The sequence below is a fragment of the Aeromicrobium sp. Leaf291 genome (assembly GCF_001423365.1).
GTDB lineage: Bacteria > Actinomycetota > Actinomycetes > Propionibacteriales > Nocardioidaceae > Aeromicrobium.
This window is the reverse complement of sequence record NZ_LMNM01000003.1, coordinates 596,366-620,166: the sequence shown is the minus strand read 5'-3', so window position 1 is coordinate 620,166 and position 23,801 is coordinate 596,366. Positions and strand designations below refer to the sequence as shown.

At 71.6% G+C, this 23,801-nt stretch carries 22 protein-coding genes and 1 tRNA gene; 6 read left to right on the top strand and 17 right to left on the bottom strand.

Going from position 1 to position 23,801, the window contains the following annotated elements; all coding sequences use genetic code 11:
- Positions 1-161: 161 nt before the first annotated feature.
- The 6 genes from ASF35_RS16825 to ASF35_RS16800 are packed head-to-tail and all read right to left on the bottom strand — an operon-like array spanning position 162 to position 6,294.
- Positions 162-1,295, bottom strand: coding sequence for an NAD(P)/FAD-dependent oxidoreductase (locus ASF35_RS16825; RefSeq protein WP_055970162.1), 1,134 nt, complete (start codon positions 1,293-1,295; stop codon positions 162-164).
- Positions 1,292-1,486, bottom strand: coding sequence for a ferredoxin (locus ASF35_RS16820; protein WP_055970159.1), 195 nt, complete (start codon positions 1,484-1,486; stop codon positions 1,292-1,294). The genes ASF35_RS16825 and ASF35_RS16820 overlap by 4 nt, the downstream gene beginning before the upstream one ends.
- 2 nt (positions 1,487-1,488) lie before the next feature.
- A complete protein-coding gene (locus ASF35_RS16815; RefSeq protein WP_055970156.1) occupies positions 1,489-2,682 on the bottom strand; it encodes a cytochrome P450 in 1,194 nt (397 codons plus the stop codon).
- Complete coding sequence (locus ASF35_RS16810) at positions 2,679-4,229, bottom strand: bifunctional 3-(3-hydroxy-phenyl)propionate/3-hydroxycinnamic acid hydroxylase (protein ID WP_235499170.1); 1,551 nt, start codon at positions 4,227-4,229, stop codon at positions 2,679-2,681. The genes ASF35_RS16815 and ASF35_RS16810 overlap by 4 nt, the downstream gene beginning before the upstream one ends.
- Complete coding sequence (locus ASF35_RS16805; RefSeq protein ID WP_055970151.1) at positions 4,226-5,164, bottom strand: fumarylacetoacetate hydrolase family protein; 939 nt, start codon at positions 5,162-5,164, stop codon at positions 4,226-4,228. The genes ASF35_RS16810 and ASF35_RS16805 overlap by 4 nt, the downstream gene beginning before the upstream one ends.
- Positions 5,161-6,294 (bottom strand): VOC family protein, encoded by a 1,134-nt coding sequence (locus ASF35_RS16800; RefSeq protein ID WP_055970148.1) that lies wholly within the window; start codon positions 6,292-6,294, stop codon positions 5,161-5,163. Before ASF35_RS16800 ends, ASF35_RS16805 begins: the two co-directional genes overlap by 4 nt.
- 87 nt (positions 6,295-6,381) lie before the next feature.
- Between ASF35_RS16800 and ASF35_RS16795 the strand changes: the two genes are divergently transcribed.
- Positions 6,382-7,029, top strand: coding sequence for a TetR/AcrR family transcriptional regulator (locus ASF35_RS16795; protein WP_055970147.1), 648 nt, complete (start codon positions 6,382-6,384; stop codon positions 7,027-7,029).
- A 45-nt stretch (positions 7,030-7,074) separates the two neighbouring features.
- Here ASF35_RS16795 and ASF35_RS16790 read toward each other — a convergent pair.
- Positions 7,075-7,147, bottom strand: a tRNA-Lys gene (locus tag ASF35_RS16790).
- Between the two features lie 152 nt (positions 7,148-7,299).
- Between ASF35_RS16790 and ASF35_RS18195 the strand changes: the two genes are divergently transcribed.
- From ASF35_RS18195 to ASF35_RS16780, 3 genes are all read left to right on the top strand, one after another.
- Entirely contained in the window at positions 7,300-7,449 is a 150-nt protein-coding gene (locus ASF35_RS18195) for a hypothetical protein (protein WP_156364687.1), read from the top strand.
- An 89-nt stretch (positions 7,450-7,538) separates the two neighbouring features.
- Positions 7,539-8,156 (top strand): DUF47 domain-containing protein, encoded by a 618-nt coding sequence (locus tag ASF35_RS16785; RefSeq protein WP_055970137.1) that lies wholly within the window; start codon positions 7,539-7,541, stop codon positions 8,154-8,156.
- A 3-nt stretch (positions 8,157-8,159) separates the two neighbouring features.
- Positions 8,160-9,185, top strand: coding sequence for an inorganic phosphate transporter (locus ASF35_RS16780; RefSeq protein WP_055970125.1), 1,026 nt, complete (start codon positions 8,160-8,162; stop codon positions 9,183-9,185).
- Between the two features lie 172 nt (positions 9,186-9,357).
- Here ASF35_RS16780 and pstB read toward each other — a convergent pair whose 3' ends face one another.
- The 5 genes from pstB to ASF35_RS16755 form a co-directional block, all read right to left on the bottom strand.
- Entirely contained in the window at positions 9,358-10,137 is a 780-nt protein-coding gene (pstB, locus tag ASF35_RS16775; RefSeq protein ID WP_055970123.1) for a phosphate ABC transporter ATP-binding protein PstB, read from the bottom strand.
- Between the two features lie 6 nt (positions 10,138-10,143).
- The gene (gene pstA / locus ASF35_RS16770; protein WP_055970119.1) at positions 10,144-11,223 is read right to left on the bottom strand and encodes a phosphate ABC transporter permease PstA; all 1,080 of its coding nucleotides are present in this window, start codon (positions 11,221-11,223) and stop codon (positions 10,144-10,146) included.
- A complete protein-coding gene (gene pstC / locus ASF35_RS16765) occupies positions 11,223-12,173 on the bottom strand; it encodes a phosphate ABC transporter permease subunit PstC (RefSeq protein WP_055970115.1) in 951 nt (316 codons plus the stop codon). Before pstC ends, pstA begins: the two co-directional genes overlap by 1 nt.
- A gap of 85 nt (positions 12,174-12,258) precedes the next feature.
- Complete coding sequence (pstS, locus tag ASF35_RS16760) at positions 12,259-13,359, bottom strand: phosphate ABC transporter substrate-binding protein PstS (protein ID WP_055970113.1); 1,101 nt, start codon at positions 13,357-13,359, stop codon at positions 12,259-12,261.
- Positions 13,360-13,486: 127 nt separating this feature from the next.
- Positions 13,487-14,398 (bottom strand): NUDIX domain-containing protein, encoded by a 912-nt coding sequence (locus ASF35_RS16755; protein WP_055970110.1) that lies wholly within the window; start codon positions 14,396-14,398, stop codon positions 13,487-13,489.
- A 74-nt stretch (positions 14,399-14,472) separates the two neighbouring features.
- Here ASF35_RS16755 and ASF35_RS16750 point away from each other — a divergent pair, with 74 nt between their 5' ends.
- Positions 14,473-15,519, top strand: a complete 1,047-nt coding sequence (locus ASF35_RS16750; RefSeq protein WP_055970108.1) for a hypothetical protein — start codon at positions 14,473-14,475, stop codon at positions 15,517-15,519.
- A gap of 6 nt (positions 15,520-15,525) precedes the next feature.
- Here ASF35_RS16750 and ASF35_RS16745 read toward each other — a convergent pair whose 3' ends face one another.
- Complete coding sequence (locus ASF35_RS16745; RefSeq protein ID WP_082495569.1) at positions 15,526-17,670, bottom strand: RNA degradosome polyphosphate kinase; 2,145 nt, start codon at positions 17,668-17,670, stop codon at positions 15,526-15,528.
- Positions 17,671-17,793: 123 nt separating this feature from the next.
- Between ASF35_RS16745 and ASF35_RS16740 the strand changes: the two genes are divergently transcribed.
- Positions 17,794-18,840, top strand: coding sequence for an alpha/beta hydrolase (locus tag ASF35_RS16740; protein ID WP_055970105.1), 1,047 nt, complete (start codon positions 17,794-17,796; stop codon positions 18,838-18,840).
- 12 nt (positions 18,841-18,852) lie between these two features.
- Here the strand turns inward: ASF35_RS16740 and mshD are convergent, their stop codons facing one another.
- The 4 genes from mshD to ASF35_RS16720 form a co-directional block, all read right to left on the bottom strand.
- Positions 18,853-19,653: a mycothiol synthase gene (mshD, locus tag ASF35_RS16735; protein WP_055970102.1), complete on the bottom strand. Its 801-nt coding sequence runs from the start codon at positions 19,651-19,653 to the stop codon at positions 18,853-18,855.
- Positions 19,654-19,721: 68 nt separating this feature from the next.
- Positions 19,722-21,182, bottom strand: coding sequence for a carboxyl transferase domain-containing protein (locus ASF35_RS16730; protein ID WP_055970099.1), 1,461 nt, complete (start codon positions 21,180-21,182; stop codon positions 19,722-19,724).
- Positions 21,179-22,402 (bottom strand): CaiB/BaiF CoA-transferase family protein, encoded by a 1,224-nt coding sequence (locus ASF35_RS16725; protein ID WP_055970096.1) that lies wholly within the window; start codon positions 22,400-22,402, stop codon positions 21,179-21,181. Before ASF35_RS16725 ends, ASF35_RS16730 begins: the two co-directional genes overlap by 4 nt.
- 1 nt (position 22,403) lies before the next feature.
- Complete coding sequence (locus tag ASF35_RS16720) at positions 22,404-23,729, bottom strand: SLC13 family permease (RefSeq protein ID WP_055970093.1); 1,326 nt, start codon at positions 23,727-23,729, stop codon at positions 22,404-22,406.
- Positions 23,730-23,801 lie beyond the last annotated feature (72 nt).

Sequence of the window (23,801 nt, the reverse complement as noted above, 5' to 3'; positions counted from 1 at the left end):
GCCCTTCAGCGCCGATGGTACTGCGTGGGAGACTGCGTGGGAGAGTAGGACGCCGCCGGACAATCATTAGCGCGAGGCCGCTCCCTTCAGGGAGCGGCCTCGCTGCATTTCCCGAGTAGACGAGCGCGCTGGCGCCGTCGACGTCGGGTGCACGCCGACGGTCAGTCGACGGTGGGTGCGCCTGACGATGCCCGCTCACGAAGCACGGCGCGCAGGCGTGGTGCCGAGCGCCGGATTCCGCAGGCCACCACGGTCGACCGGCCCCACGCGAGCAGTCCGTGCCCGGAACCGGCGTCCTCGAGCACCTCGGGCTCGCCCTCGACGGGCAGGCAGCCGACGACCTTGAGGGAGACGCCCGCGATCTCGCTCCAGAAGTAGTCGTCCACGATCGGCGTGTCGACGGGCTGTCCCAGGACGGTGGCGGCGGCGACGCGACCGTGGGCCACCGCGTTCGCCCAGAAGGGACGGCGCACGACCCCCTCCGGCGTACGGACCGTCGCGACGTCGCCGGCCGCGTAGACGTCGGCGAGGCTCGTGCGGGCGTGGTCGTCGATCACGACGCCGTGGTCGGTCTCGAGTCCCGAGCCGTGCAGCCAGTCGGTCACGGGCTCGTCACCCACGCAGCTCACGACGACGTCGGCCGCCAGCTTCTCGCCGTCGTCCAGCCTGACGGCGTACACGGGGTCGCCCACGAGGGCGGCGCCCGAGCGGCGGAAGTCGATGCCGAGCGTCGTGGCGCGCTCGCACATGGCGGTGGCCAGGTGATCCCCGAGGAGGCGCTGCAGGGGAGGGTCGACGTCGACGACCGTCACCCGCAGGCCCGCCGTCGCGGCGGCCGTGGCCACCTCGAGCCCGAGGAATCCTGCACCGACGACCACGGCGATCGAGGCGTCGGCGAACCGCTCACGGACGCGGCGGGCGTCGTCGACGGTCCTGAGGACGAGCTCACCGGTCTGCCCGGGAGCGGCGATGCGCCGGGCGCGTGAGCCGGTGGCGACGACCAGGGCGTCGAAGCGGTGGGTGCTCCCGTCGTGGGTCGAGACCGTGCGGCCGGCGTGGTCGAGGCTCGTGGCCGTGGCCTGCACGAGCTCGACGTCGAGCGAGGAGTGGTCCATGAGCACCGAGTCCTCCGCCGCCGCACCGGCGAGCACGGCCTTGGACAGCGGTGGCCGGTTCGTGCCCGGCTCGGGGTCGACGAGCGTCAACCGCCCCTCGTACCCCCGTGAGCGGAGCTCTCGAAGGACCGTGGCCCCGGCAGTGGATCCGCCCACCACCACGACGTCGCGTGGACTCATGCCAACCGCAGTGCAGCGACGGGGCACGAGTCGACCGCGCGTCGGCCCGCCGCCTCGTGCTCCGTCGGCACCTCGGCGCCGTCGAAGTGGTGGACGAGGTCGCACTCGTCGTCGAGGTCGAAGACGTCAGGTGCCTGGTCGACGCAGAGCCCGTGGCCCTCGCACCGGTCGTAGTCGGCGATGATCCGCATGGTCACTGGCCCTTCCCGTCGGCCACCAGCCGCAGCGGTAGGTGATCGAGCTTGTGGATGATGTTGTTGAGGCCCCACGTGGGGGCGCCCGTGATCTCGAGGCGGTCGACGCGCCGGACGACCGAGCGCAGGATCGACTGCGTCTCGAGACGAGCCAGGCCCTGGCCCGCGCACCCGTGCGCACCCTGGCCGAAGCCCAGCTGCGGAGTGGCGTTCCTGGTGATGTCGAAGCGGTCGGGCGCGTCCCAGAAGCGCTCGTCGCGGTTGGCCGAGGCGTAGAACACGACCACCCGTGACCCGGCCCCCACGGTGACTCCACCGATCTCGGCGCCGCGCTCGACGTACCGTGAGAAGGCCCGCAGTGGCGACTCCAGACGGACGACCTCGTTGACCGTGTTCGGGATCAGGGAGGGGTCCACCTTGAGCGCTGCCCACTGGTCGGGGTGCTCGGCCAGCAGCATCAGGGCGCTCGCGATCGCACTGATCGTCGTGTCCAACGAGGGCGCGAGGTAGTCGATCATGAGGGCGGGGCACTCACCGCGCTGCACCTCACCGCTCCCGACCTTCTCGAGGAGGTCGGCTCCCATCGAGCCCGGCAGCACCGCTCCGCGGCGGACGACCGAGCGCGCGAAACGCATCATCCCGATCGTCGACGGTGCCGTGCGGACGGTCTGCCCGTTGACGGGACCGAGCGAGTCGAAGGTGGCCCCCGCCCATCGCAGCAGGTTCTCGCGCCCCTCCTCGGGCCAGCCGATCAGGTCCGGCACGAACGACGTGGGCAGCGCCTCGGCGATGTCGACGACGCCGTCGACGTGCTTCCTCTGCACGGCAGCCGCCACGACGGCGTCCGCTCGCTGCTCGACCTCGTCGCGCATCGATCGCAGGGCCTTCGGGGTCAGACGGGAGGCCAGGAGCCTGCGGCGGCGGTCGTGCTCCTCGCCGTCGCTGTTGAGCGTCGTGCCGCGGCCGAGCCGGTTCGCCACGGGGTTGAGGGCCACGCCGCGGCCGGAGACGAACGTCGCGTCGTCCAGCAGCACCTGCTTGCAGTCGTCGTGGCGCGTCACCGCGAGCACGCCCTGCTTGGCGAGCCGCACGACGGGACCCAGGGCCCGCATGCGCTCGTAGTGGGGGTACGGATCGAGGATCGCGTCGGGTGCGTAGACGTCCGGCCGGTAGGTCGGGACGGTCGTAGTCATGCGGACACCTCGGTCCTCGCGGGAGTGATGAGCGACGCGGCCAGGGCGACGAGCGCCGAGACGTCGTGGCCGGACGCCATGGTGGTGCGGTCGGGGCGCACCAGCGCCGCCGTCGCGCGTCCCTCGTGCAGCCACGAGGAGAGCTCGGGACGATCGGTCGTCCCGACGACGGTGCAGTCTCGGGCCTCGAGCTCGCGCCGGTCGGTCGGGGAGGGCGCTTCGGAGGTCACGAGTGCCCAACCGGGACCGATGAGGTCGTCGACCACGCGGCGGCCATGCACGGTGTTCGGGCAGAGCCGCCCGGCCAGGCGGTCCCCGCGGCGCGCCGAGACGAACGACGACCCGGCCAGGGGTGGCGTGGCGCTGTCGATGAAGCGTCGACGCACGATCGGCGTGCGGTTCATTACCGGCACGGCGCCGGCGCGAAGTGCGTCGCCCGCACGACCACCGCGCGTCATGATCGTGCCCAGGAGGCGTGCCGTGTCGATCATCGACCGGGCGTGACGGGACCGCTCGGGCTCATAGGTGTCGAGCACGTCGGCCGGCAGGGAACCCTCGAGGAACCCGGCGACCTTCCACCCGAGGTTGCTCGCGTCCCGGATGCCCGCCCCCATGCCCTGGCCGATGAACGGCGGGGTCAGGTGGGCGGCGTCGCCGAGCAGGAAGATGCGCCCTGACCGCCACCGGTCGGCGACGGCGGCGCGGAACGTGTACTCGGCGGACCGGATGACCTCGAGGGCCGCCAGGTCGGTGCCGGCGGTCCAGGGTGCGACGAGCGGGGCGATCGCCGCGAGCGAGGCGAAGTCCGCCGCGGTCTCGTGGTCGAGCAGCTGGAACTCCCAGCGGTACCTCTCCGGACCGATGCGCATGTACGTGGCCGCCCGGGTGCTGTCGCACACCTGGTGCACGCCCTCCCACTGCCGCAGGTCCTCACCGGTCCGGATGTCGACGACGAGCCACCGCTGCTCGAACCCGAGGTCGGTCATGGTCGAGCCGATCGACCGGCGCACGAGGCTGTTGGCGCCGTCGCAGCCCAGCAGGACCTCGGCGTCGAGGAGCTGCTCCTCCCCGGTGGTGATCGCCCGCGCACGCACGCGGACCCGGCCGGGGGAGGGCTGCTCGACGGTGGTCACCTCGTGCCCCCCGAGGAGCGTGACCGCGGGCGTCTCGGCCAACCGGGCGCGCAGCAGGCCCTCGAGGTCGGGCTGGTCGAACATGCTGGCGCGGGTGAAGCCCGAGGTCGGCGAGACCCCTTCGCGGGGGAACTCGCCCAGCACCCGCAGTGCAGCGTCGACCAGGCGCAGCCCTCCGCCCGGGCGCGAGATCGCGGCGAAGCGCTCGGCGACGCCGAGCCGGTCGAGGATGCGCAGCACCTCGTCGTCGAGGTGGACGGCTCGCGGTTGCGGGTACACCCCTTCCCAGCGGTCGATCACGACGCTCGGGGTGCCGTGCCGGGCGAGCTCGAGCGCGGCGCACGCGCCCGTGGGTCCCGCCCCGACGATGATGACCGGGATCGGAGCCTTCGCCGCGGCGGTCACGGCGCTCACGCCGTCCATCGCACCCGGGTCCGCTGGGACCCGAGGTCGATCGCGCCGTCGTCGGTCGCGATCGAGACCTCCACGAGGTCGCCGTCCTGCAGGTATCGCGGGTTCTTGGCCTGCTTGGCGAAGAAGATGCGCCACTTGGTCGCCGGCGGCAGCAGGGAGCCGATGACCTCGATCGGCTTGGGCGGCGCGCTCAGGGCCGTGCCCACCGGGGTGCCGGTGAGCAGCAGGTCGCCGGGGGCGAGCTGCTGGAACCGCGCAAGCGCCCGGACCGCAGCGAGCGGACCGTAGATCATGTCGGAGGCCGGCTGGTCCTGGCGGAGCTCCCCGTTGACCCAGAGGCGCAGCCGCAGCTCGGTGAACCGGGCCAGCTCGCCGTCCTCGAGGACCAGGAGGACGGGCCCCGTCGGTGTGAACGTGGGGTAGGACTTGGACTCGTAGAACTGGGTCTTCGGCAGCTGCTGGTCGCGCGCCGAGACGTCGTTGGTGACGACGAGTGCCGCGACGATGCCCGGGAGGTCGGACTCCGTGACATCGCTGCCGACCGGGACCTCGCGCCCGAGGACGAGACCGATCTCCACCTCGTAGTCGAGCAGGGTGACGTGGGCCGGACGCACGATGTCGTCGGTGGGGCCGCTGATCGACCCGGAGGCCTTGCGGAAGAACGCCAGCGGGACCGAGTCCGGGTCCATGCCCGCGTCCTTGGCGTGGCTCGCGTAGTTCGCCATCTGGGCCACGACGCGGCACGGGGCCGTGACGGGCGAGACGAGGGCGAGGCCGTCGACCGGGACCGGGTCACCGGAGTCGCGGGCCGCGAGCACGGCGTCGCGGTCGGCGAGCAGCTCGGCGGTCGTGGTGGCGTCGGTCGCGATGCGGACGGCGCCGTCGGGACGCTGCAGCCACCAGGCGTCGGCGGTGCGCAGGACGGGAAGGGTCATGAGCGGGCAACTTTCATCAGGCCGAGCAGGCGGGTCAGGTCGAACTCGTTGTCGGTACGCAGAGCGGTGGTCATCGAGAGCGCCTCGCGCAACGACTCCCGGCCGGGGGCGATGCCGAGGAAGTCCGCGGTCGCGGGCGGGCCCCACTGGGCGAGACCGCTGGCCGTCATCTCGGCCCATCCGGGCTCGAGCGAGGCGTCGAACATGTCGCCGTCGCTGAAGTGCTCGACGAGGAAGCCGTCCGGGTCGCGCCAGTAGTCGAAGATCTGGCTGCCCTGGATGTGACGGCCGATGCCCCACGAGTGGTGGTAGCCGAGGTCCTTGAGGTGCTCCCCGCCGGCGGCGAGCGCGTCGAGGTCGGCGACCTGGTACGCCGAGTGCACGTAACGGTTGCGGGGACCGAGGGTCATCGCCAGCGTGTGGTGGTCGGCCGGGGTGTCGCCGCGGTCGCAGCGGATGAAGCTCATCGTCGGCCCGCGGTGGCGCTGGCCCGGGAAGTACAGGAAGTCCGAGACGATCAGGCCCAGGTGGTCGAGGTACCAGTCCAGCGACGCCAGGTACTGCGTGGTCTGCAGCACGACGTGCCCGAGGCGCTCCACGACGGCAGGCGCACGTGGTGGGCGCTGGGTCTGGTTCGCGCGGTCCTGCGTCCCGCCGAAGTTGAACGTGTGGACCGGCTGGGTCTCGAGGGCAGGGTGCTCGATGGTGTCGGCCACGACGCGCACCAGAGCGCCGGCCGGCTCACGGACGTCGACGCTGAGACCGCCCAGGTGCTCCGGCAGGCGGCGGGCCTTGGTGCCGGTGGCCTCGGCAAGGCGGAGCAGGTCCGTCGTGGCCGCGGCGCGGAAGGCGGGGCCCACGAACCGTGAGCCTTCCCCCTTGCGGATGATGACGCACGGGCTGCCGGGCAGCGCGCCTCGCAGGTTCAGCTCGTGGGCCGAGCGGTGCGTCACGGAGAACCCGAAGGCCCGGGCGAACACCTCGGCCGCCGCGAGGTCCGGCTTCTCGAACTCCAGCCATGCGATGTCGTGCACCTTGATGACGGGCTGCGCCGACCGGTGGCGGTGCTCACCCGCCCGCGGACCCTGCTCGCTGTGCAGGTCACGGTGACTGGGGTCGTGCTCACGCATTGAGGATTCCTCCGAAACTGAAGATTTCTTCAGAGTAGGGATGCGACGGTCCGTGGTCAAGCGTTCTCGCGGGCTAGGATCGTCGCCATGGCCGCCCCTGTGAGCACGTCACGCTTCGACAAGCGCCGTGCCCGCACGCGCGCCGCCCTCATCGAGGCAGCGCAGGGGTTGCTGGTGGAGGGCCGGCTGGGCGTCCCGATCCAGGAGGTCACCGAGCGCGCCGACGTGGGCATCGGGACCTTCTACAACCACTTCGCCTCGAAGGACGAGCTGTTCGCCGCCGCGATCGAGTCCGCACTGTCGCAGTGGGCGGAGTCCCTGGACGCCGTCGACGACGGCACGACCGATCCGGCGGCCCTCTTCGCGCGCAGCTTCCGGCTCACGGGACGCCTGCACCGGCTCGAGCCCCAGATCAGTCGCGTGCTGCTGACTCAGGGCCATGCGCTCTCCCAGTCGCCGGACGGGATGGGGCCGCGCGCCCGCCGCGACATCCGCGCGGCGCAGGAGGCCGGACGCTTCCTCGACATGGACCTGGACCGCGCGATGGTGGTGGTCACCGGCGCCATGATCGAGCTGGGTCACCTCCTGCACGAGCGTCCAGGGCTCGACGAGGCCGAGACGGTCGACGGTGTCACGTCCGACGTCCTCGTGGCCCTCGGGCTCGAGCGCGCCGAGGCCGAGCGCCTGTGCGCGGAGCCCCTTCCCTCGATCGACGCGACGGCCGGGCTCGGCTGACCGGCCAGGTCCGGATCGTGGATCCGGCGCGCGGCGGCGGAGTCGTAGGCCCCGTGGGACTCGAACCCACAACCCGCGGATTAAAAGTCCGCTGCTCTGCCAGTTGAGCTAGAGGCCCTGGCGAGGCCAGTCTGCCAGCGTTCGGTGGACGCGGCCGCCGGGCCGTCGCCATCGGCGCGAACTGCTGCCGAGAGGTGGCCGGTGGGGTTACCCTGGGCGCACCGCCTCCCCCCGGGCGGTGGACATCCCCTTGCATCATCGGAGCACCCCATGCTCGAGCCCCTCGACGATCGTCTTCGCGACGACGACGTGCTCGACGAGATCGAGCTCACGAGCCGGTTGATCATCGCCGCGTCGAACCGCGAGACCCCCATGACGCAGGCCGAGGTCGACGCGTTCCTCGGCCTCGACATCCGCTGAACGGACCCTCGAGGTCCGGCCGATTGACACTTGGTGAACGTCAGCACCTACAGTTGTCTCGGCCTGAACCGAATCGACAGGAGCTTGGCGTGCGATTTCGCATCCGTCCGGTGGAGACGTCCTTCTACGACCTCTTCGCAGAAGCCGCATCCCACCTCGTGCACGGTGCCAACCTCCTGGCACAAGTCCTCGACCCCGACGTCGACCGCGTCGCCCTCGGCGAGCAGATGCGCGACGCCGAGCACCAGGCCGACGAGACGACCCACAAGATCGTCAAGCGGGTCAACTCGACGTTCGTGACGCCGTTCGACCGCGAGGACATCTACCGCCTCGCCAGCAGCCTCGACGACGTCATGGACTTCATGGAGGAGACGGTCGACCTGATCGGCCTCTACGAGATCGGCGAGCTGCCCAGCCAGTTCGCCGCCCAGGTCGAGGTCCTGCAGCGCGCCTGCCAGCTGACCGCCGAGGCCATGCCCCGACTGCGCACCATGAAGGACCTCGAGGAGTACTGGATCGAGATCAACCGCCTCGAGAACCAGGGCGACCGGTCCTACCGGCGCATCCTCGCCGACCTGTTCAGCGGCAGCTACAAGTCGCTGGAGGTCCTGAAGCTCAAGGACGTCGTCGACTCCCTCGAGCACGCGATCGACGCCCTGGAGTCCGTGGCCAACACGGTGGAGCAGATCGCCGTCAAGGAGTCCTGAGCCATGGACCTCGTCCTGACGATGGTGATTGCCGTCGTCGTGATCGCGCTCGTCTTCGACTACACGAACGGGTTCCACGACGCGGCCAACGCGATCGCGACCTCGATCTCGACGCGTGCCCTCACCCCGCGCATCGCCCTGGCGATGGCGGCGGTCCTCAACTTCGTGGGGGCCCTGCTCGGTGTGGGGGTGGCCCAGACGATCCAAGGCATCATCGACATCGACTCACGGGTGTCGTCCGGCGTCGACATGGATCGCGCCCACGGCCTGACGATCGTGCTGGCGGCGCTGATCGGCGCGATCACCTGGAACCTCATCACCTGGTACTTCGGCATCCCCTCGTCGTCGTCGCACGCCCTCATCGGCGGCATCGTCGGCGCCGGCGCTGCCTCGGCCACGGCAGTCGACTGGGCGACCCTCGTCGAGAAGGTCGCCATCCCGATGGTGCTCTCGCCGCTGCTGGGCTTCGCGGGTGCCTTCGCCCTGATGACGGCCATCATGTGGATATTCCGCAAGGCCAACCCAGGGAAGGTCGCCCGCGGCTTCCGCCACGCGCAGACCGTCTCGGCGGCCGGCATGTCGCTCGGCCACGGCCTGCAGGACGCGCAGAAGACGATGGGCGTCATCGTCCTCGCGCTCGTCGCCGGTGGGTTCGAGGACGGCTCCGACGTCCCGCTCTGGGTCATCATCGCCGCCGCCTCCGCCATCGCGGCCGGCACCTACTCGGGCGGGTGGCGCATCATGCGCACCCTCGGGCGTCGCATCATCGACCTCGACCCGCCCCGCGGCTTCGCGGCCGAGGGCGTGGCCGCCACGGTGCTCTACGTGATGGCGATCGGCCTGCACGCCCCCGTCTCGACGACGCACACGATCACCTCGGCCATCATGGGCTCGGGCGCCACCAAGCGCTTCAGCGCGGTGCGCTGGGGCGTGGCCAAGGGCATCGTCACCGCCTGGATCGTCACCATCCCCGCGGCTGCCGCGGTCGCGGCGGGGTTCTACGGCGTCGCCCAGTTCTTCCTGCCCTGACCCGGCCGGGGCTGAACCCCGGGATGCACGGGTTGCTTCCCGTGCCGCCTTGGGAGAACCATGCAGCCCGGGAGATTCCCAGGTCGACCTGGGAATCGGCGAGACCGGGGCGGAACGCAGCGACGCCCGCCCCGGAGAGGGACGGGCGTCGAGGACGCGTTGCTCGGTCGGCTCAGCCGAACCGGCCCTGGATGTAGGCCTCGGTGGCCGACTCCTCGGGGTTGGAGAAGATCTTCTCCGTGCGGCCGAACTCGACGAGCTTGCCCGGCTTGCCCACGCCCGCCAGGTTGAAGAACGCGGTGTCGTCGGAGACACGCGCCGCCTGCTGCATGTTGTGGGTGACGATGACGATCGTGTACTTCTCCTTGAGCTCGTGGATCAGGTCCTCGATGACGCTCGTGGAGATCGGGTCGAGGGCCGAGCACGGCTCGTCCATGAGCAGCACCTCGGGCTCCACCGAGATGGCGCGGGCGATGCACAGGCGCTGCTGCTGACCACCCGACAGCCCGGAGCCCGGGCGGGCGAGGCGGTCCTTGACCTCGGCCCACAGACCGGCGCTGCGCAGCGAGCGCTCCACGATGTCGTCGGACTCGGACTTCTTCATCCGCTTGCTGTTGAGCTTCTGGCCCGCCAGCACGTTGTCGTAGATCGACATCGTCGGGAACGGGTTGGGGCGCTGGAAGACCATGCCCACCATGCGGCGCACGTTCACCGGGTCCATCTCGTCGGCGTAGAGGTCCTCGCCGTCGATGAGCACCTTGCCCTGCACGTAGGCGCCGGGGATGACCTCGTGCATGCGGTTCAGCGACCGCAGGAAGGTCGACTTGCCGCAGCCCGAGGGGCCGATGAAGGCGGTCACCGCGCGGGCGGGGATCGCGATGTTGACGCCCTCCACGGCGAGGAAGTCGCCGTAGTAGATGTTCAGGTCGGAGACGTCGATGCTCTTGGCCATCGGGGTTTACCTTTCGCCCTTGGGTGAGAAGAAGTACGACACGAGACGTGCGACGAGGTTGAGCAGCATCACGAGGGCGAGCAGCACGAGCGCCGCTCCCCATGCGCGGTCGATGCTGAACTCCGGCGGGACGCCCGGGTAGCGGATCGAGGAGTAGGCGAACACCGGCAGCGTGGCCATGCGTCCGTCGAAGAGGTTGAAGTTGGTGGAGTCCGTGGCGCCGGCGATGATCAGCAACGGGGCCGTCTCGCCGATCACACGGGCGATCGAGAGCGTGATGCCGGTGACGATGCCGGCCAGGGCCGTGGGCACCACGACCTTCGCGATGGTGCGCCACTTCGGCACGCCCAGGGCGAACGCGGCCTCGCGCAGCTCGTTCGGCACGAGCTTGAGCATCTCCTCGCTGGAGCGCACCACCACGGGGATCATCAGCACCGAGAGGGCCACCGAGCCGCCGATGCCCATGCGCACGCCTTCACCGAAGAAGATGACGAACAGGGCGTAGGCGAACAGGCCGGCCACGATCGACGGGATGCCGGTCATGACGTCGACGAGGAAGCGGATCCAGCTGGAGATCTTCTTGCCGGCGCCGTACTCCACCACGTAGATGGCGGTGAACAGGCCGATCGGCACGCTGATGAGCGTCGCTGCGCCGGTGATGAGCAGCGTGCCCATGATGGCGTGGTAGATCCCGCCGCCCTCGCCCACGACGTTGCGCATCGAGGCGTTGAGGAACTCGCCGGACAGCACGGGCACGCCGCGCGACAGCACGGTCCAGATGATGCTGGCCAGTGGGATGAGCGCGAGGCCGAAGGCGGAGAAGACGAGGAGCGTGACGAGCCGGTCGACGGCCTTGCGGCTGCCCTCCACGAGGCGCGACCAGATCGGCAGCGCGAAGGTGAGGAACCAGCCGAGCAGGACGCCCCGGACCGGTCCGATGCCGGAGAGGGAGGCCAGGACCGCGACCGTGGCAGCGGCTCCGACCACGACGCGCGGCGCCCATAGCGGCAGCGTCGCGCCGCGCAGGGAGTCGAGGAGCTCCTCGGTCTCGCGGGAGCGCTGGGGACGGGGATCGGTGGTGGTCATCAGTTGGCTCCCGAGAAGTCCTTGCGCCGGTCCACGATCGCGCGGGCGGCGAAGTTGACGGCGAAGGTGATGACGAACAGGACGAGGCCGGAGGCGATGAGCGCGTTGACGGTCAGGCCGCTGGCCTCGGGGAAGCTGAGGGCGATGTTGGCCGCGATCGTGCTGGGGTTGGTCGAGCTGATCAGGTTGGCCGTGACGACCGACGCGGGCGAGAGCACCATGGCCACCGCCATCGTCTCGCCGAGCGCGCGGCCCAGGCCGAGCATCGCGCCGGAGACGATGCCGGATCGCGCGTACGGGAAGACGGCCATGCGGACCATCTCCCAGCGGGTGGCGCCGAGTGCGAGCGCGGCCTCCTGGTGCAGACGCGGCGTCTGCAGGAAGATCTCCCGGCAGATGGCGGTCATGATCGGCAGGATCATGATCGACAGCACGATGCCGGCGGTGAGGATGGTGCTCCCCGTCGGCGACGGCGGTCCGGCGAACAGGGGGATGAAGCCCAGGTTCTCGTTCAGCCACCGGTAGAAGGGCACGATCGTCGGGGCGAGGAAGATGATGCCCCAGGCTCCGTAGACGACGCTCGGGACCGCGGCCAGCAGGTCGATCACGTAGCCGAAGACCGACCCGAGTCGCTTCGGCGAGTAGTGCGAGATGAACAGCGCCACACCGATGGCCACGGGAACCGCGATGACCAGGGCGAGCACCGCGGCGAGGAGCGTGCCGTAGACGAGCGGCCACACGTAGGGCACGAAGCTCTGGCCGCTCTTCACCTCGTCGGGCGAGGCCGTGATGCCCGGGATGCCCTCGACGGTCAGGAAGAGGGCGACGCCGGCGAGCGTCAGCAGGATGAGGAGCGCGGCGCCGAAGGAGAGGCCGAAGAACACTCGGTCGCCGGGGCGCGTCGGGGCGCGGCGGGCCTGGGGAGGCTCGGGGGCGAGCTTCGAGGTCACGACGGTCCTTCCGGGTAGGGGGGAGACGAGCCGGTCCGGTCCCCGACCCGGCCCGTGGGGGCCTGAGGTCGGGGACCGGATCCGATCAGCTGGCGGCCTTGATGGCGCCGACGGCCTCGGCGACCTTGCTGGCGAAGTCCGCCGTGAGCGGCGCGGAGCCGGCCTGCTCGGCGGCCGTCTTCTGGCCCTCGTCGCTGGTCACGTACTCGAGCCAGCCCTTGACGAGGTCGGCCTTCGGCGCCTCGTCGTAGGACTCGCAGCCGATCATGTACGACACGAGGACGATCGGGTACACGCCGGCCTCGGTGGTGTCGCGCTCGATGTCGAGGGCGATGTCGGTGGCGTCGCGGCCCTCGACCTCGGTGGCGGTGTCGAGCACCTTGGCCGCGGCCTCGGGGCTGACCTCGACGAACTCGTCGCCGACCTTGACCTTGGCCTGGCCGAGGTCACCGGCCTGCGACTCGTCGGCGTAGCCGATCGTGCCGTTGCCGTTGGTGACGGCCTGGACGACGCCCGACGTGCCCTGAGCGGCCTCGCCACCCTTGATCGGCCAGGTCTCGACCTCGCCGCCGCTCCACGAGCCACCGGAGGCGGCCTCGAGGTAGGCGGTGAAGTTCTTGGTGGTGCCCGAGTCGTCCGAGCGGTGGACGGGGGTGATCGTGGTGTCCGGGAGGTCGGCGTCGGGGTTGTCGGCCGCGATGGCCGAGTCGTTCCACTTGGTGATCTTGCCCTCGAAGATCGCACCGATGTTCTCGGGCGAGAGGTTCAGCTCGTCCACGCCCTCGAGGTTGTAGATGACCGCGATGGGGCTGACGTAGGTGGGGACCTCGACGACCGGACCGCCGCAGCGCTCCTGGGCCTTGGTGAGCTCGTCGTCCTCGAGGTAGGCGTCGGAGCCGGCGAAGTCGACGCCACCGGCGATGAACTGCTCGCGACCGGCGCCGGAGCCGGCGGGGTCGTAGTTCACGGTCACGTCGCTGTTGGCGGACTGGAAGCCGGCCTTCCAGGCGCCGACGGCAGCCTCCTGCGAGCTGGCACCGGCACCGTTGAGGGTGCCGGAGAGCGACGAGTCGCCCGAGCCCGAGCCGGAGTCGCCCTCGTTGGAGGCGCCACAGGCGGAGAGTCCGAGAGCGAGGGTGAGAGCGAGTGCCGCGGGGGCGGCTGCACGCAGCGTGGTGCGGTTCACGGGGGGTGTCCCTTCGATGATCACATGCTTCTGTCGTCGTGGACGCTAGGGAAGCCAGGTGTATCGGGACCCGTAGGACGGTGAACGGCCGGTGAACGATGGGCGAAGGAAGCGGACTCGTCGCTGGTCAGCGGGGTGACGCAGGTCTCCCCAGCGGCTCGGAGGCGAGCACCTTCCCGCGGCGGTGGTGCAGCACGACCCCCTCGCCGGGGGCGAGGTCGGGGGCCTCGACCCCCAGCGCCTCGAACACCCACGGAAGCGTCGGGCGGTGCCCACAGATCACGGCGGGGGGCTTGGCGTCGAGGACGGCGTCGACGCAGCGGCGCACGTCGGAGCGGCGGGTGTCCTCGGTGAGCCGGTCGTCGATCTTCAGGAACGCGCCGATGGACCGGGCGAAGGGCTCCACGGTGGCCGCACAGCGCTCGGCCGGGCTGGTGACGACGCGCCGCACCCCGTACGCCTGCAGGATCGGCACGAGGGCCTCGGCGCGGCGCTCGCCGACGAGGGTCAGTGGGCGGAGCGCGTCCTCCCCGGACCAGCTCTCGCGCGCCCTCGCCTTGCCGTGGCGGACCACGACGAGCGTGCGGGTGCGGTGGGCCTTGTCGTCGCGCAGGTCCAGGAAGGCCTCGAGCAGGTCGTGGTCGTGGTCGTAGCTGAGGAGCTTGCGGGCGTGCCCCGGCCGCACCCACCGCACCTCGTCGACCTCGCGGTTCGGCACGAAGGGCGTCTCGGTGCGGCCGACCACACGGGCCGCCCAGTAGCTGACCCGCTTGGGGCCGCCGGCCACGCGGTACTGCGTGTCGGGCAGCGGGTGGCCGAGCCGGATCCGCTGCCCGGTCTCCTCGGCGACCTCGCGGACCGCGGTCGTCACCAGGTCTTCCCCGGGGTCGGGCTTGCCCTTCGGGAACGTCCAGTCGTCGTAGCGCGGACGGTGCACGAGGAGGAGCTCGACGGGGCGTCGACTCGTGTCGTCGGGACGAGGGGTGGCGCGCCTCCAGGTGACGGCGCCGGCGGCGGTCAGCGGACGTTCACGTGACATGCCTCGTATTGTTCACGTCCAAGGTGTCCAGACGGTGACGAACCGACCTGGCGAGACGACGAGGAGGTGGTCCGGTGGTGCGCAGGAGCCCGTCGGTCGTGGTGCTCGCCGTCGTCCCGCTCGTGGTGCTCGCGCTCGCCGCCGGGGTCGCCTGGGCCGTCACGGGACCGGGGCAGCAGGTCCTCGGGCGGGCCGACGTCCGCGGGCCGCTGGCGTCGGCGCTGGCGGTCGCCCCGGCCGACACGACGGTGCTGGGCTTCACCGACTGGGACCGCATCCGCGACTCCGGGGTGGCCGATCCCGCCACGCGCGACCTGGCCACGCGGTCGGCGCTCTCCGACATCGGCGAGGCCGTGCCCCAGGCGCTCGGCTGGTCGACCGACGACGTCCGCTGGGAGGCGTTCGTGCAGGACCTCGGTGCCGGGGTCCTGGTGGTCGCACCCGGTGACGCGTTGTCCTGGAGCGAGGTCGAGGACGGTCTTCGCGAGGCCGGGTTCGACCAGGACGGCGACGGGTGGAGCGCCACGCCGCAGGTCCTCACCGAGAACGGTCTCGGTGACCAGTTCACCGCGGTGCGGCTCGTGCGCTCGGCCGGCGTGCTGGTGGCCGCCACCGCGCCCGAGGCCGCCGACCAGGTCGTGCGGACGGCCACGGGCCGCGACGCGTCGCTCGCCACGGTGCGCCAGGCGGCCGACACCGCCCAGGCCCTGGCCGGCACCGACACCGTGCTGCTGCAGGCGGGCTCGCTGGGGTGCGACGCCGCCGCGGTGCCCGACACCGACCGCGCCGCCGCCGACGCCGTGCAGGCGCGTGAGGGCCGTCTGCAGGCCTACTCGTTCGCGGGGCGGTCCCTCACCGACCGCGGGGGCTCCGGCGCCAGTGCACAGACCGCGACCTTCGCGATGACGTTTGACGACGTCTCGACCGCCCGGGAGCAGGCGCCGATCCGCGAGCGGCTCGCGACCGGCCCCTTCATCGGGCGCACCGGCCAGGTGGAGGACGAGCTGCGCGACCCCTCCACCACGGTGGACCAGGCCACGGTGGCGCTGTCGTTCGACCGGTCCGCCGACGGCACCGTGCTCATGCTCGGCACGGGCGCCCTGCTCTTCGCCGCCTGCTGAACGGCCTCAGGAGGCCGCGCGGCTGCGGCGGCGCTTGGCGCGGGCGATCAGCTCGGTCTGCACGTCGCGCTCGGTCGCGTGGCGGGTCCACGTGCCGTCGGCGCCGAGGTGCCAGGAGCTGGTGGCGTCGTCGGCCATCCTGGCGAGCAGGTCACCGAGCGTCTGCACGTGCTCGGCACTGGGCACCCGCACCAGCACCTCGACACGGCGGTCGAGGTTGCGGTGCATGAGGTCGGCCGACCCGATCCAGGCCTCGGGGCTCCCGCCACCGGCGAACCAGTAGACCCGGCTGTGCTCCAGGTAGCGCCCGAGCACGCTGCGCACCTCGATGTTGTCGCTCAGCCCCGGCACGCCCGGTCGGAGCGTGCAGATGCCGCGCACGACGAGTCGCACGGGGACGCCGGCGCGCGACGCCTGGTACAGACCGTCGATGACGCCCTCGTCGACGAGGGAGTTCACCTTGAACGAGATCCCGGCGGGCCGTCCGGCCCGGTGGTGCTCGATCTCGCGACCGATGTGCTCCAGCAGGCCCTCGCGCAGGCCCGACGGAGCCACCATGAGGCTGCGGTACTCGCTCTGGTGGGCGAACCCCGAGAGGGCGTTGAACAGCTCGAGCAGGTCGTTGGTGATGTCGGGGTCGCTCGTCAGCAGGCCGAAGTCCTCGTAGAGGCGGGCCGTCTTGGGGTTGTAGTTGCCCGTGCCGAGGTGGGCGTACCGGCGCAGCCCGTCGGGCTCGTCACGCACCACGAGGGCCAGCTTGCAGTGCGTCTTCAGCCCCACCAGGCCGTAGACGACGTGGCAGCCGGCGCGCTCCAGCTTGCGGGCCCAGCGGATGTTGGCCTGCTCGTCGAAGCGGGCCTTGATCTCCACGAGCACGAGCACCTGCTTGCCCGCACGGGCGGCATCGACGAGGGAGTCGATGATGGGGGAGTCGCCCGACGTGCGGTAGAGCGTCTGCTTGATGGCGAGCACGTGCGGGTCGGCGGCGGCCTGCTCGATGAAGCGCTGCACGCTCGTGGCGAAGGAGTCGTACGGGTGGTGCACGAGCACGTCGCGGCGACGCAGCGTGCCGAAGAGGTCGGCGGGGCTCGCGGTCTCGACCTCCGCCAGGTGCTCGTGGGTGCCCGGGACGAACGGGTCGAACTTCAGCTCGGGACGGTCGAGGTCGGCGATCTCGCCCAGGCTGCGCAGGTCGAGCGGACCCTGGAGACGGAACACCTCGTCCTGCCTGATGCCCAGCTCGGAGACGAGCAGGTCGAGCACCTCGGCGTCGATCGTCTCCTCGACCTCCAGCCGCACGGGCGGGCCGAAGCGGCGCCGCAGCAGCTCCTTCTCGAGCGCCTTGAGCAGGTTCTCGGCGTCGTCCTCCTCGACCTCGAGGTCCTCGTTGCGGGTCACGCGGAACGCGTGGTGGGCCACGATCTCCATGCCGGGGAACAGCAGGTCCAGGTGGGCGGCGATGACGTCCTCGAGGGGGACGTGGCGACCGTCGCTCGTCGGCATCCAGCGGTCGATGATCGGCGGGACCTTGACGCGCGCGAAGTGCTGCTTGCCGGTCTCGGGGTTGCGCAGCACCAGGGCGAGGTTCAGCGAGAGGCCGGAGATGTAGGGGAAGGGGTGGGCCGGGTCGACCGCCAGCGGCGTGAGCACCGGGAAGACCCGGTCGCGGTAGGTGGCGCTGACGTCGGCGCGTTCGCTCGGCGTCAGGTCGTCCCAGCGGACGAGGGCGATGCCCGCCTCGGCGAGCGCCGGCACGACGTCGGACGCGAAGGCGCGTGCCTGCTCGATCATGAGGCCGTGGCTGGCCTCGAGGCTGCTGGCGAGCACGTCCTTGGGGTGGAAGCCGCTGGCCGAGGGCACGGCCACGCCGGCGGCGATGCGGCGCTTGAGGCCGGCGATGCGCACCATGAAGAACTCGTCGAGGTTGCTGGCGAAGATCGACAGGAAGCGCACGCGCTCGAGCAGGGGCAGCGAGGCGTCGTCGGCGAGCTCGAGCACCCGGGCGTTGAACGCGATCCACGACAGCTCTCGGTCGAGGAAGCGGTCCGCGGGCAGCTCGCCGTCGGCGGGGTCGAACGGCGGGTCGACGTCGAACTCGTCGGGTGATGCGGGTGTCTCGACCGCGGGGAGGTCCAGATCGGTGGTGTCCACACGTCGAGTGTCGCAAGCCCAGGTGAACAGTGCTTGAACGACGACGTGTGCCGGGCTCGACGGACGCCGACGTCGCGGCGGACACGGGGGTCATGGACCGACGTGGGGCGCTATGGTGCGCGCATGGTGTCGACGACGAAGCTGCTGGCGCTGGTGCAGGCCAAGGGCGCCCAAGGCCTCTTCTCCCTCCCCACGCCGGTGATCAGGCGGCTCGCCGGTCGGCCCCGCACCGTCGAGGGCCGCACGCTCGATCCGGAGATGCAGCTCCTCCTGCGGATCATGGGCCTGCAGGGCCCCGCCGTGGAGACCCTGTCGATCACTCGCGGCCGTCGCATGTACACCGAGGCCTTCCAGATGCTCGGCGGCGCCCAGCCGATCGGTGCGGTCACCGACCGCACCATCGACGGCCCCGGCGGACCGCTCGCCCTGCGCTTCTACACGCCCCGAGGACTCAGCGGCCGGTCCCCGGCGCTCGTGTACCTGCACGGCGGCGGCTGGGTCTACGGCGACCTCGACGCCTACGACGCCGTCTGCCGGTTCCTGGCCGAGGAGGCGCAGGTGCGGGTCGTCTCCGTCGACTACCGCCTGGCGCCGGAGGCGCAGTTCCCGGCCGGCTTCGAGGACGCGTGGGCCGCCTGGCGCTGGGTCACCGAGCACGCCACCGGCCTCGGCATCGAGCCGTCCGCCATCGCCGTGGGCGGCGACAGTGCCGGCGGCAACCTCTCGGCCCTCGTGGCGCAGCACGCCGCCCACGCCGACGACGTGGTCGCGCCGGCCTTCCAGCTGCTGATCTACCCGGCCACCGACTTCGTGGAGGAGCTCCCCAGCCGGACGCTCCTCGGCGAGGGGTACCTGCTCACGAAGGCCTTCATGGACCTGTGCTCCGACAGCTACCTGGCCGGTGACGAGGACCGGGCCGACGCGCGACTGTCCCCGCTGCGCCAGGACGCCACCGGAGCGGCACCCGCCTACGTCGTGACGGCGGGCTTCGACCCACTGCGCGACGAGGGCACCGCGTACGTGGAGCACCTGCGGGCCGCCGGCGTCACGGTGGAGCACGTGGAGGAGCGCGGGCTCATCCACGGCTTCGCGAACATGGTGGGCATCGGTCGTTCCGCGCCGCGGGCCATGCGCCGGGCCGCCGCCGCGCTGCAGCGCGGTCTCAGCTGACGTCGGCGCGGCTCACGCGCGGGCGTAGAGCGTGTCGCGTGCGTGCTCGACGAAGCCGAGCCGACGGTAGACGGTGAGGGCGGCGTCGTTGTCGCCCTCGACGTAGAGGTCGACGGTCCGCAGGCCTCGTTCGTGCAGGTGGCGCAGACCGCGCGCGGTGAGGGCGGTGCCGAGCCCGCGGCCGTGCGCGGCCGGGTCGACCCCCACGACGTAGACCTCGCCGGTGTCCCCCTCGACCTTGGTCCAGTGGAAGCCGACGACCTCGCCCCGCTCGTCCTCCGCGACGAACAGGCCTGCGGGGTCGAACCACGGCTCGGCAGCGCGCCGCTCGAAGTCGGCGCGGTCCATGGCGCCCTGCTCGGGGTGGTGGGCGAACGCGCGCCCGTTCACCGCGACGACCGCGTCGGTGTCGTCGGGACGGAAGCCGCGCAGCGTGACGCCCTCGATCGCCCGCTCCTGGGGGGCCTGCTCGCCGAGCACGAGACGCAGGACCAGCAGGGTGCGCTCGGGCGTGAACCCGGCCGAGGCGGCCAGCGCCTGTGCGGCGGGCAGGTCGCCGTGCGCCCAGAGCCGACGTTCCCCGCGGTCGACCAGCTGGTCCAGGAGCGCCCGGCCGATGCCCTGGCGGCGGTGGTCGGGATGCACCACCAGCTCGGCGGGTGCGTCGGAGAAGGCGACCGCGGCCGCCACCTCGTCGCGCTCCAGCAGCACGCGGGGCTCGTCGCCCTCCCGCAGCGCGATGCGGGTCGCCTCGTTGAGGGGCTCCACGCCGTCGACGTCGGTGGCGGCACGGGCGAGGTCGGACAGGCTCATGCCTCCATGATGACGCGGGGTGCGAGACCCCGCGGCGCACCGGGTCCGTGGTCGGCGCGCCGCGGGGGTCAGCCGCGGTGCAGGTCGGCGAGCCGACGCAGCTGGTGGCCGACCTCGGCCGCCACCGCGCTCGCGAGCGCCTCCGGCGTGTCGTCCGCCGGCTCCGGCACCACGTGGTGCACGGTGCCGAGCTCGTGCAGGTCGAGCGCCGAGACGCGCTGCTGCTCGGCCATCTCGGGCGCGTGGTCGACGTCGCCGTGCACGATCGCGCTCGCACCCTCGGGCGGCAGGGGTGACAGCCACGCGTTCTCGGTGGCCACCACGACGTCGGCCGGCAGGAGCGCGAGCGCGCCGCCACCGCAGCCCTGGCCCAGCAGCACCGACACCGACGGGACGGTGAGGGTCGACATCGAGGCGATGCAGCGGGCGATCTCGCCGGCGATCGATCCTTCCTCGGCCTCGGGGGAGAGCTCGGCGCCCGGCGTGTCGATGACGGAGACGAGCGGCAGGCCCAGCTCCTGGGCCAGACGCATCCCGCGCCGTGCCTCGCGCAGCGCCGCCGGCCCCATGGGGTTGGCGGGCGTCTGGGTGGTGCGGTCCTGGCCGACCACGACGCACGGGACGCCGTCCAGGCGCGCCAGGGACACGAGCATCGCGCTGTCACGCTCGCCCTCGTCGGTTCCCTGCAGCCGCACGGTGGCGTCGCTGCCGTGCCGGAGCAGGTGGCGCACCCCGGCGCGTCCCTCGCCGCGGGTGAGCTCGATGGACTCCCACGTGCTCAGGCGACGTTCGGCGTCGGGCTCGCGACCCGGGCGGCGGTCCCGCGTGGACTCCGTTGCGGCGTCCACCAGGATGCCGAGGGCGCGGTCGACGACCATCGGCAGCTCGTCGTGCAGCACGACCTCGTCGATGATGCCCCGCTCGGCCAGGTTCTCGCTGACCTGGACGCCGGCCGGGAACGGCCGACCCTCCAGCAGCTCGTAGACCTTGGGCCCGAGGAAGCCGACGAGGGCGCCGGGCTCGGCCACCGTGACGTGCCCGAGCGAGCCCCACGAGGCGAACACGCCGCCGGTGGTGGGGTGCCGCAGGTGCACGAGGTAGGGCAGACCGGCCGCGCGGTGGTCCATGATCGCGCGGGAGATGTCGACCATGTGCACGAACGCGGGCGTGCCCTCCTGCATGCGGGTGCCGCCCGAGGCCGTGGAGGCGAGCAGGGGCAGGCCCTCGGCCGTGGCCCGGCGGACGGCGCTCGTGATGCGCTGGGCGGCGGCTCGACCGATGGATCCGGCGAGGAAGCCGAACTCGTTGAGCACGAAGGCCACGGGCCGGCCCTTCACGAGGCCCCGCCCGGTGATCACGGACTCGTCGGTGCCGGCCCGTGCCGCGGCCTTCTCGACCGCGGCGCGGTACTCGGGGGAGTAGCCCGAGACGTCGATCGGCTCGTCCCAGGACTCGTGGGACCCGGGGTCGAGCACGAGCTCCACCAGGTCGTGGGCGCCGATCCGCCCACCGCTCTGACGCTCGGTCATCGTTCTCCTTCGTCGATCCAGCGACGGACGGAGCCGCCGTGCTGGTCCAGCGTGGGGGGTGCCTGGTGGTCGGTGCGGGTCGTCTCGACCCCGCCGCCGTCGAAGAACCGCAACGGCGGACCCGGCAGCGTCACGCTACCCAGGGTCGCGTGCTCGACGTCGACGAGGAGCCCTTGGCTGTGGGTCTGGTCCCAGGCGTAGACCTCGTCGAGGGTGCGCACCTTGCCGGCGGGGATGCCGACCTCGGCGAGCCGCGCGAGCAGGTCCTCGGCCTTCCAGTCGGCGAAGACCTGCTCGACCAGCTCGACGACCTCCTCGCGACGGGCGACCCGCTCGGGGTTCGTCGCGAAGCCCTCGAGGTCGGGGTCGACGTCGAAGCCGGCGCAGAAGTCGTGCCAGAGGCCCTCGCTCCCGACGGCGATCTGCACGGCTCCGTCGGCGCAGCGGAACAGGCCGTACGGCGAGATGGACGCGTGGTGGTTGCCCTGCGCCCGGCCGACGGTGCCCGCGACGGTCCAGCGGGTCCCCTGGAAGCCGTGGACGCCGACCGTGGCGGCGAGCAGCGACGTGCGCACCACCTGGCCGCGGCCGGTCCGCTCCCGCTCGTGCAGCGCGGTCATGACGCCGTAGGCGCCGTACATGCCGGCCAGGATGTCCGAGATCGGGGTGCCGACCTTCTGGGGATCGTCCGGCGAGGAGCCCGTGATGGACATCAGCCCGGCCTCGCCCTGGGCGATCTGGTCGTAGCCGGAGCGGCCCCCCTCGGGCCCGTCGTGCCCGAAGCCGGTGATCGAGAGCACCACGAGGCGGGGGTTGCGCTCGCACAGGCCGTCGAGGCCGAGCCCGAGACGCTCGAGCACGCCCGTGCGGAAGTTCTCGACCAGCACGTCCGCGCGGTCGACCAGGGCGAGGAAGACGTCGCGGTCGGCCTCGTCCTTGAGGTTGAGCGCCACCGACTCCTTGTTGCGGTTGGCCGACAGGAAGTAGGTCGACTCGCGCTGCCCGTCGGGGTCGGCCTCGTCGGCCGTGCCGACGTGCCCGTCGGCGTGGGGCCAGCGGAAGGGCGGACCCCATCCGCGGGTGTCGTCGCCGTGGCCGGGGGCCTCGATCTTGACCACGCGGGCGCCGAGGTCGCCCAGCATCATCGTGGCGTGCGGCCCGGCGAGAGCGCGGGAGAGGTCGACGACCAGCAGGTCCGAGAGCGGTCCGGAGCTCGTCATGTCAGGCCCCCCATCCCGGCAGCACGAGCGCGGCCCAGACGAGCAGCGGACCCACCAGCACCACGATCACGCTGTAGGTCAGGATCTGCTTGTAGTAGACCTGCTCGGTCACGGTGTCCGGCCGGTTCGCGAGCATGAGCGCGCCGTTCGTGGAGAACGGGCTCACGTCGACGATGGTCGAGCTGATGGCCAGGGCCGCGATGAACATGGCCGGGTGGATGCCGCCGTCGACGATGAGCGGGATGGCGATCGGCACGATCACGGGCAGCAGCGCGGTGGAGGACGCGAACGCCGAGACCACGCCGCCGACGTAGCAGAGGATCAGGGCGCCGATGGCCACGGCGCCGAGGCCGGCGGCCCAGCCACCGACGTACTCCGGCGAGCCGGCCTGCGTGAGGATCGCGGCGTACGTGCTGACACCGGCCACGAGCAGGACGGTCGGCCAGGCGATCTGGCTGACGGCGCCCTTGTGCTCCTGTGCCGACAGCATGGCGAGGATGACGGCGGCGGTGATGGCCACGAAGCCGATGTTCTTGTCGAAGGCGAGGGCCACGACGGCCACGCCCACGAAGGCGACGAGCGTGAGCACCTGGTCGGTGCGGACGCCCGTCGCGGCGGTGCCGGTGGGGGCGTCGACGCCGTAGCCGCGGGCGGTCACCTTCGCGCCACCGGTGTGCAGGTCGGCGGTCAGGGTGTCGTCGTCGCCGGGCTCGATGCGCTGCGACATGAGGCGGCGACCACCGAGGGCGAAGAACAGGATGGCGGCCATGACCAGGTTGACCACGAGGCTGGCGAGGAACACCGTCATCTCGCTGACGGGCAGGCCGTTCTCGCGCATGACCGAGTTGGTGATGGTGCCGTAGATGCTGATGGGGGAGAAGCCGCCGCCCTGGGCGCCGTGCACGACGAACATGCCCATCATGAGCGGGCTGATCTTGTACTTGCCGGCGAAGCCGAGCGCGATGGGGCCGATGATGGCGCAGGCCGCGGGGCTCGCTGCGCCGATGGACGTCAGGAGCGCGGTGACCGCGAACATGACCCACGGGATCAGCGCGACGCGCCCGCCGACCGCCTTCACGGCGGTGGTGACGATGAGGTCGACGGTGCCATTGTTCTTCGCGATCGCGAAGAGGTAGGTGACGCCGATCAGGGTGAGGATCAGGTCGCCGCTCACCCCGGCGAGGATCTCCTTCTCGTCGAGGTCGAGCGCGTACATGCCGACGAGCCACGCGGCCACGTAGGCCAGGGCTCCCATGTTGATCGGCAGCAGCGTGCCGATGACGAACAGCGCGACGAGCGCGATGATCGCGATGAGTTCCGGTCCCATGGCGGGAGCCTCCTGTGCAGTCGTGACGAGGGTCGTGTGACGGGAGTCACCCCCGATGGATCAGTGGCCTAG